The organism is Akkermansia sp. KLE1798, assembly GCF_001580195.1.
Lineage (GTDB): Bacteria > Verrucomicrobiota > Verrucomicrobiia > Verrucomicrobiales > Akkermansiaceae > Akkermansia > Akkermansia biwaensis.
This window is the reverse complement of record NZ_KQ971100.1, coordinates 21,530-29,289: the sequence shown is the minus strand read 5'-3', so window position 1 is coordinate 29,289 and position 7,760 is coordinate 21,530. Positions and strand designations below refer to the sequence as shown.

Annotated in this window: 5 protein-coding genes and 1 CRISPR repeat array; all 5 genes read right to left on the bottom strand. The window is 60.0% G+C overall.

Annotated features, from left to right (window positions below; translation table 11 throughout):
* Position 1: 1 nt before the first annotated feature.
* Positions 2–504: direct repeats of the CRISPR family, unit length 30 nt; unit sequence GCACCTCACACGAGGTGCGTGGATTGAAAC.
* A gap of 486 nt (positions 505–990) precedes the next feature.
* The 5 genes from HMPREF3039_RS12930 to HMPREF3039_RS12910 all read right to left on the bottom strand — a co-directional run bounded on the left by HMPREF3039_RS12930 (position 991) and on the right by HMPREF3039_RS12910 (position 7,733).
* Positions 991–2,358 (bottom strand): DUF6056 family protein, encoded by a 1,368-nt coding sequence (locus tag HMPREF3039_RS12930; RefSeq protein ID WP_067982861.1) that lies wholly within the window; start codon positions 2,356–2,358, stop codon positions 991–993.
* Positions 2,358–3,800 carry a cell division protein FtsZ gene (locus HMPREF3039_RS12925; protein WP_067573744.1) on the bottom strand — a complete coding sequence of 481 codons (1,443 nt, stop codon included), beginning with the start codon at positions 3,798–3,800 and terminating at the stop codon, positions 2,358–2,360. The genes HMPREF3039_RS12930 and HMPREF3039_RS12925 overlap by 1 nt, the downstream gene beginning before the upstream one ends.
* A 23-nt stretch (positions 3,801–3,823) precedes the next feature.
* A complete protein-coding gene (gene ftsA, locus HMPREF3039_RS12920; protein ID WP_067573746.1) occupies positions 3,824–5,035 on the bottom strand; it encodes a cell division protein FtsA in 1,212 nt (403 codons plus the stop codon).
* Between the two features lie 114 nt (positions 5,036–5,149).
* Positions 5,150–5,695, bottom strand: a complete 546-nt coding sequence (locus HMPREF3039_RS12915; protein WP_067573751.1) for a hypothetical protein — start codon at positions 5,693–5,695, stop codon at positions 5,150–5,152.
* Between the two features lie 97 nt (positions 5,696–5,792).
* Entirely contained in the window at positions 5,793–7,733 is a 1,941-nt protein-coding gene (locus HMPREF3039_RS12910) for a phospho-sugar mutase (protein WP_067573758.1), read from the bottom strand.
* Positions 7,734–7,760: the final 27 nt, after the last annotated feature.

Sequence of the window (7,760 nt, the reverse complement as noted above, 5' to 3'; positions counted from 1 at the left end):
CGCACCTCACACGAGGTGCGTGGATTGAAACCATTTGCCCTGTTGAATGTAAATATCGCCGTCCGAGTCGCACCTCACACGAGGTGCGTGGATTGAAACCATGATGCACGGGTCCAGGTCCGGGAGCTTCATGCAGTCGCACCTCACACGAGGTGCGTGGATTGAAACATCAGGTTTCTGGCTTCATAGATTTTCTGTTTCAGGTCGCACCTCACACGAGGTGCGTGGATTGAAACTGAAGAAACTTGCCTGCATTATGAGGAAGAATATGTCGCACCTCACACGAGGTGCGTGGATTGAAACCACGTGGAACATTTATTCAGATATGCCGGAAAATGTCGCACCTCACACGAGGTGCGTGGATTGAAACCGGCAAATCTTTGAGAGGTATCTGCTCGTCATGGGTTGCACCTCACACGAGGTGCGTGGATTGAAACGTCATGACTGCCGTGTACCAGGATGCGGCGGGACGTCGCACCTCACACGAGGTGCGACTAAACCATTCGGGGAGGCGTTGGAATATCCATCAGAGCGGAGAGCAGAAAGAAGAAAACCGTATTTCCCTGACGTGATTATGTTCGCGATGGTTTCTGCACAAAGATTCCGTCCAAGTATTCCGCCTTGCTGTCCAGCCCATTCAACCGTTTGTTTCCTCATGGCCGAATTCCGGCTGAAGGTTTTGTTCTTCCACGGCCTACCTGTTTCCCGCCAAAAAGCAATCGCCGCTTCCATGAAGTCTTTTTTCCTGCCGGATGTAAATCCGCCTTTCCTTGCCTCTCCACCAGCCTCTCAATTTGACTTTTTTCGCATCCGCGCTTCCACCCACGGGATATTTTCCCTTCAGCTTCCGTATTTCATTTTTTCTTTTCCTCCCAGTTTCAGGCCGTTTCCATTCGGGCGGCCCACGCATTTTTGCGCTCCACAACCCGTACCCTGCCGCAGGGAAAAAATAGCCGGGAGAAAGGAGGACAGGCGGGAAGTTATTCCCTTTTATTTTGTCCTGATGCTCCGGATTCCATAGTAGGCGGCCGCGCCGCGGTTAACATAGTCCTCCGGCGATTCGGACAGGTCCACCCAGAAGATGAAGGAACACCAGGGCGACGGACGGACGAAGGGCGGAACGGAAAGGTCCCGGATTCCGGCTTTCTTTTGTTCCAGAATCATGCTGACGCGCTCCCGGTGCTGACGGTACATCAGCAGGTGGTCGTACAGCGTGGAGGCAATGCATGCTCCGGAGAAGACCAGAAAGAAGACAATGAATATCCGCGGACGGGGAACAGCGCCGGGAAGACCGTACCAGACATGGATCAGCGTCATGACGCCCGTACCGAACAACACGGTTGCAGAGAACATGGCGTGGTCCGCCGGAATCACGGCGGCACAGAAGGAGAGCGCCATGGCATATGCCGTCACTACACAGGCCGCTGCCGTTCCCATTTCCGTTTTCCACGGAAGAAACGCCTTCCGGTCCCTGCCAGAATGTTTCCACAGTACCCAGGCCGCAGCCAGGCCCAGCAAGAGGGGAAGCGCCAGGTATTCATGCATTCTGGCGAGCAGGACGGGAACGGATTCCAGCCTGTCCGGAATACCGGAGAGAGGCACGGCGCAGCCGGGCGCGGCGGAGTTCATCCGGGCCGAGACTCCAGGGGCGAACAGCATGCAGCACGAGCCCGCCACGTGTGCCGCAAGACCGCCGTAAAACCATAGCGGCAGTTTTTTCCGCCGGACCACGCGGACGAAGAAGAACAAGATTCCCAGCAGGAGCCACGTTCCGGGGATGTTGTTTTCATTGGTCATGCCCGCCAGGAATCCCAGAACCAGCACGGACACCCACCTGCGCCAACCGGACGGCGCTTCGTTTTCCGTTTCCGCCAGACCGCGGTACAGGCACAGGAATCCCAGCCACAGGGCGGCGGCCCAGGAATAGTTGGTTGCCCCGGAGAGCCAGTAAATGGTGACGCCGGGACGGGCCGTACAGGTGAACAGCAGGAGCAGGCCCAGTCCGAACAGCCGCACGTCCGGCCAGGAGCGGGGATTTACCCTTCGCCCGGCGGCCAGGTAGAACATCATCAGCGCCAGACCGACCTGCACCAGAGGATTGAGCAGGATAAAGAACCATTTGCCGGCCGTCGCCACCGCAAATGCCAGATATTCCCCTATCCTGGGATTCCAGGTCATGTAGGAGTCCACACAGCGCTCCCAGACCAGGGTGAATGAAAAACGGTGTTCCATGCCGGTCAGGGCATGGTGGTACGTATCGGACGTGAACGGGCTCCACCAACTGAGCAGAGCCACATACAGGAGGGAGGCGAGAATTATCGCCCAAAACCACAGCCTGGACGCGCGGGGAGAAGGCATCAGTTCTGGTCCGGTTTCCTTTTTCTCAGCGCCGGGGGAAGGTCCAGGTCTTCCCCGTCCAGAATGAGGGGGCGCACCCGGGCGAACAAGCCGTGCCCGGCGCGTTCTTCCTCGCCCTCCGCGGGGGGAGTGCCTTCTTCCAGCTCCTTGATGTCGGGAGCGGGTTCCGGTTCTTCCTCCGGTTTTTCATCCGTCCCGCCTTTTTCCTCCTCAAGGGAGCTTTCCGGGAGCGACTGGACAATATCCGGCACCGGGAGGACCGGCCTTACCGGGACCAGTTCCTCTTCCAGCTCGTGTTCATTGCTCTTGACGGAGGGAACGGGCCGCTCCGGTTCGGGTTCCGGCATTGCCGCCGGGGGAGAGGGCTGGATGGTTTTCCCGGCTCCGACAAAAAGACTTTCTTCCGGCACCAGCTCCGGTTCCGCAGGCGCCCCCGTTTCCGGTTTCAGGGACGGGACGGGACGGGACGCCGTTTTTTCCGCCGGCACGACACCCAGTACAGTCAATGCCAGACGGTCATCCATGCCGTCCGCCACGCTCGCGCCGATATGGAGGCGCACGGAACCGCCCAGCATTTCCGCCATGCCGTTCACCAGCATTTCCAGACGCTGGAGGGTCAGGGAAGCTCCGCCGCGGACCAGCACCAGAACATCGTCCACCGCACTCAGGCGCTTTTCCAGAAAGAGGGGGGAATTTTTCACCTGCGCCAGTATTTCCTCCACAGGGGCGTTCACGGAAGATTCCCCCACGCCGAAGGAACAGATGCCCTTCCCCGCTCCGGCCACGCGCAGCAGGTCGTCCAGACCGACCTGGAGCAGGCTCCCGGAGGAGTCGAGAAGGGAGGGAACGATCAGCACGGCGCGCGCCATGAGGGCATTGACGACGGAGAAGGCTTCCAGCACTCCCTTGTCGGAATCAATCAGGCTTTCCATGGCGTCGTTGTCAAAGCGCAGCACCATGTCCGAGTACAGGGCCAACCGGGCCAGCGCTTCATCCGCAAGGGCGGAACGGCGTTCCCCCTCAAAGCCGAAAGGACGGATAACGACGCTGACGACATAGGCGCCCTGTTCCTTGGCAAGCCGCGCGACTTCCGGAGCCACGCCGGACCCCGTACCGCCGCCAAGCCCGGCGGCGATGACGGCCAGGTCACAGCCTTCCAGGACCCGCAGGATGGCGGATTCACTTTCCCGCGCCGCCTGGGCGCCCACGGAGGCGTCCCCGCCCGATCCCAGCCCCCGGGTGATTCTGGCGCCCAGATGAATCTTGCAGGGGACGGAGGAGGCGTTCAGCAGGCGCGCGTCCAGATTCATGGCGCATACGGAGGAGGTCTGCGGCGCCAGGGCCAGCACTTCCTCCATGACCTTGGTGCCTGCGGAACCTGTGCCGAAGAGGCAGGTTTTTCCGGACCGCGCGGCCGGTTCCCGTGTAGAAAAGTCCAGCATGGTGATAGGGGGGATGGGGGGTGTCAGGAACGTTCCTTGGAGAAGAGGCCGAAGAGGCGGCCCAGCCAGCTCCGCTGCGGCGGCAGTTCCGCGTCCAGAATCTGGGCGTAGCGGATCAGGCCGATGGCCGTGCAGTACCGCGGGTCATCCAGGTAGGAGGGGACTCCGTTTTTGGACAGCGTGGGGCGGCTGATCGCCACGCCGAATACGTGGGAGGCGAGTTCCCCCACGCCGCGCATCAGGCTGGCGCCTCCGCACAGATAGACTCCGTGGCAGCGGTTGCCCTTGAAGGTGTCCTTGGGCAGGGAGGATTTGACCAGATTGAAGATTTCCAGCAGACGGGAACGGATGATTTCATTGAGCACGTTGCGTTCAACCGCGGCGTCCTTCATGCCGCCTTCCCCGCGCACGCGTACCATTTCATTGGTTTTCCCGGAGAAGCTGTTGGCGTCACCCTCCGTTTTTTTCAGCAGTTCCGCCTGCGGCAGGGGGATGCCGGTCATCAGGGTGATGTCGTTGGAGATATGGTCCCCGCCCAGCGGCACGCAGCCGGAGGCCACGAGCTGGCCGTCCAGATACAGAACGTAGTCCGTGGTGCCCGCACCCATGTCTATCAGGAGCGCACCCGCCTGCTTCACCTGCCTGTTGAGCACGAACTGGGCCGTGGCGATGGGCGCAAAGACCACGTCCGCAATGTCCAGGGGCACTTCCCTGACGCAGCGGAAGGAGTTGGTGATGCGGGATTTGATGCCGTGGATGATGTGGCAGTCAATGTCCAGCGTTCTGCCGGTCAGCCCGGCGGGATTGGTCAGGTTTTCCTGCCCGTCCACGGAGAAGAGGCCCGGCACGCGGTGCAGGACGAATTGTTCCGGCCCCAGGGCCACGTCGCGGGCGATTTCCGTCACCTCGTCCATGTGCTCCTGGGAAATGATGCTTTCATCCGGAGGCAGGCGGAAGGTGCCGCGGTTGTTCTGTCCCACGATGTGGGCGCCCGTCACGGAGAGGTAAACGGTCATGATGTCCACGTCCGCATGGTCCTGGGCCATGTTCCAGGCGTCGTAAACGCACTGGATGACCTTGGAGGTGTCTTCTATTTCTCCGCGCACCACCCCCTCGCTAGGAACTTCACCCACGCCGATGATCGTCACGGTCGCGTCCGGCTTCACTTCGCCCACGACCATGCAGGTTTTGCTCGTGCCTATTTCAAGCCCTACGTGAATTTTTGTCTTAGCCATGAAAGTCAAGGAACTATCAACGTCCTCACACCTGATAGCACATCAGGCTTCATTGATCAAGAAAGCCCGTGCGAACATACACAAAAAACACGGCCTGAAACCGCAGAGGACAGGTTAAAGTCCCGTGGGATGGCGCACCAGAAAGTTCCTGGTGTTCCGGCCGTCCACTCTCCAGCGGGGGCCTTCGCCGCGCCTGCCACTGCCGGAAGTGTCAAACCGGAGGCCGCAGATGACCAGGAAAACGTGCCCGTCCTTGGCATAAACGGAGATCCAGTCCCCGGTCCCTTTCTGCCCGTAATTCAGAAACAGCTTGGAATGGCGGGTGGAAGTCAGGAGGCCGGCTTCTTTCAGGACAAAAGAGGTGCTTCCGGAGCAGTCGTAATGAGTATCATAGTGCTTCCTGTGGCCGCCGCCCATCCGGTAGGGTTTGTTGACCAGGGAATTGGCGGCTGCGATAGCCCGTTTCACCTGGACGGGGGCATTCCTGGGAGGAATGGCTTTCCCGTTGTGAAGAACGGCCGTCTTCCCGGGAACGAAGCTGTAGGCGGGGAGGCGCGCAGGGGCTTCGACTTGGCGTTGGGAGGAGGAGCAGGAGGAGAGTATAAGCCCGGCAAACAGAGCGGAAACCAGGCAAAGGGGTTTTTGAACCGCAAATGTCATAAGGACTATAAACTGCTCAAATCCGCCTCCTTTGGCAAGAAAATAAATTCGCCCCGTCCACATTGCGTAGTAGCCGGGGCGAATTTGTTAACAATATTTAGCTGTCGGAACGGGTGCGGGCATCCTTTTCCACGGCCGCCCACAGGGAGTCCAGAGAGGCCTGGACCTTGGGCAGCGCCTCCTTCACGGGCTCGCCCGGCCTGCCGTGGCCGAAGAGGTAGTATTTGATCTTGGGTTCCGTGCCGGAGGGGCGCACCGCAAAGCTGCGGCCGTCCGCCAGGTCCACAAAGATCATCTTTTCCGCGGGGATGGGATCGCCTTCCACGTCCACCATGTCTCCCTTGGAAAAGTCGCGGATGCCGCTGACGGCGACGCCGTCCAGTTCCGCGGGAGGATTGGCGGAATAGGATGCGGAGAGGGCCGCAATTTTAGCGGCGCCGTCCGCACCTTCCATGACCAGGGATTTGCCCATTTCCAGATAGACGCCGAATTTTTCAAAGAGCTCATGCAGGAGTTCCAGCAGGCTTTTTCCGGCACTTTCCGCATAAGCGGCCAGCTCCGCAAAGATGATGGCGGCGGAGTTGGCATCCTTGTCGCGCACGAAGTCCTGGGCCAGGTAGCCGTAGCTTTCCTCCCCGCCGAACACGAAATAGCGGCTGTATTGCAGGCGCAGGGCCCGCGTCTGCTCCTCGCTCATCCTGCGGTAGTCCCTGCGTTTTTCCGCCGGGATGGCTTCCTCGTATTTTCCAAGCTTCTGGGCAATGTATTTGAATCCCGTGAGCACGTTAACCACTTCATACCCGAAGTGGTGGCCGATGGCGTCCTGCAGCCCGGTGGTGACGAATGTTTTCACCATGACGGCGCGGGAACGGTTGGAGTCATTGATGATGCCGAGTTCCGACATGCTCATGCAACGGTACCACGCCAGCAGGGAGCCGATCTGGTTGCCCGTCAGAAGGTGCATTTTTCCGTCTTCCCCGCGCACGGCCACGCCCATGCGGTCCGCATCCGGGTCCGTGGCGATGACGATGTCCGCTCCGGAAGCGTCCGCCTGTTCAATGGCCATGGCCAGTGCCGGCGGATTTTCCGGATTCGGGGAAGCCACGGTCGGGAAGCGGCCGTCCTGTACGTCCTGCACCGCCACGGTCTGCACGTTGCAGCCCAGTTCCTTCAGCAGCGGAACGATGATGTGGCCGCCCGTGCCGTGCAGGTTGGAGTAAACGATTTTGGCGCCTCCTTTGGAGAAGAGTTCCGGACGCAGAAGCACGGATTTCAGCCTGTCCATGTAAATGCGGTCAAAGGAGGAGTCCAGCACGTGGAGTTCTCCTCTCCGGTTTTCTGGCAGGGGTTCGTATTCTTCCGAGGTCAGGGCGTTCACTTCCGCAATCACCGCCTTGTCATGCGGGGGAACAAGCTGGGCGCCGTCGCTGAAATAGGCCTTGAAGCCGTTGTCGTGGGAAGGATTGTGGCTGGCGGTCAGCACGACGCCGGAGTCCGCATTCAATTCACGGATGGCAAAGGAGATTTCCGGCGTGGCGCGGGGGCTGTCGAACAGATAGACGTCGCAGCCCAGGTCCGTGCCGATTCCGGCACAGAATTCGGCAAAGTCACGGGAGAAATGGCGCGTATCGTGCCCGATGACCAGCCGGGGCTTTCTTCCCGGGTCCGTAGCCTCCACGTGTTTTTTCACATAGATGATCAGGCCGCGCATCGCACGCCCCACGTTGAAGTAGTTCATGCAGGCCGTTCCCACGCAGGGATATTCCGGACGGCCGTTCACGCCGCCCTTCCCTTCTTCCGCAGCCGTGACCACATTGCCGATGGTGCGTCCACGGAGCCCCCCCGTGCCGAAAGCCAGGGTTTTGTAAAAACGGTCATTCAGTTCCTGCCATTGTCCGGCGGCGGCCAGTTCCTCCACGGCCTGGCGCGCCACGGGAGACTTCGTTCCCGCCAGAAGAAGGCGGATGTTGGTCAGGGAAGATTCCAAAAGCCTACCCTCTTTCACGGCATTCGTCAGGGATTCGTCCAATGTATTCATGCTGGCGGAATACTACATCATGCATCC

Coding starts and splice junctions, on each gene's coding strand:
- HMPREF3039_RS12915 (WP_067573751.1), bottom strand. CDS start 5,695: ATGACATTTGCGGTTCAAAAACCCCTTTGCCTGGTTTCCGCTCTGTTT.
- HMPREF3039_RS12910 (WP_067573758.1), bottom strand. CDS start 7,733: ATGAATACATTGGACGAATCCCTGACGAATGCCGTGAAAGAGGGTAGG.
- HMPREF3039_RS12925 (WP_067573744.1), bottom strand. CDS start 3,800: ATGCTGGACTTTTCTACACGGGAACCGGCCGCGCGGTCCGGAAAAACC.
- HMPREF3039_RS12930 (WP_067982861.1), bottom strand. CDS start 2,358: ATGCCTTCTCCCCGCGCGTCCAGGCTGTGGTTTTGGGCGATAATTCTC.
- ftsA (WP_067573746.1), bottom strand. CDS start 5,035: ATGGCTAAGACAAAAATTCACGTAGGGCTTGAAATAGGCACGAGCAAA.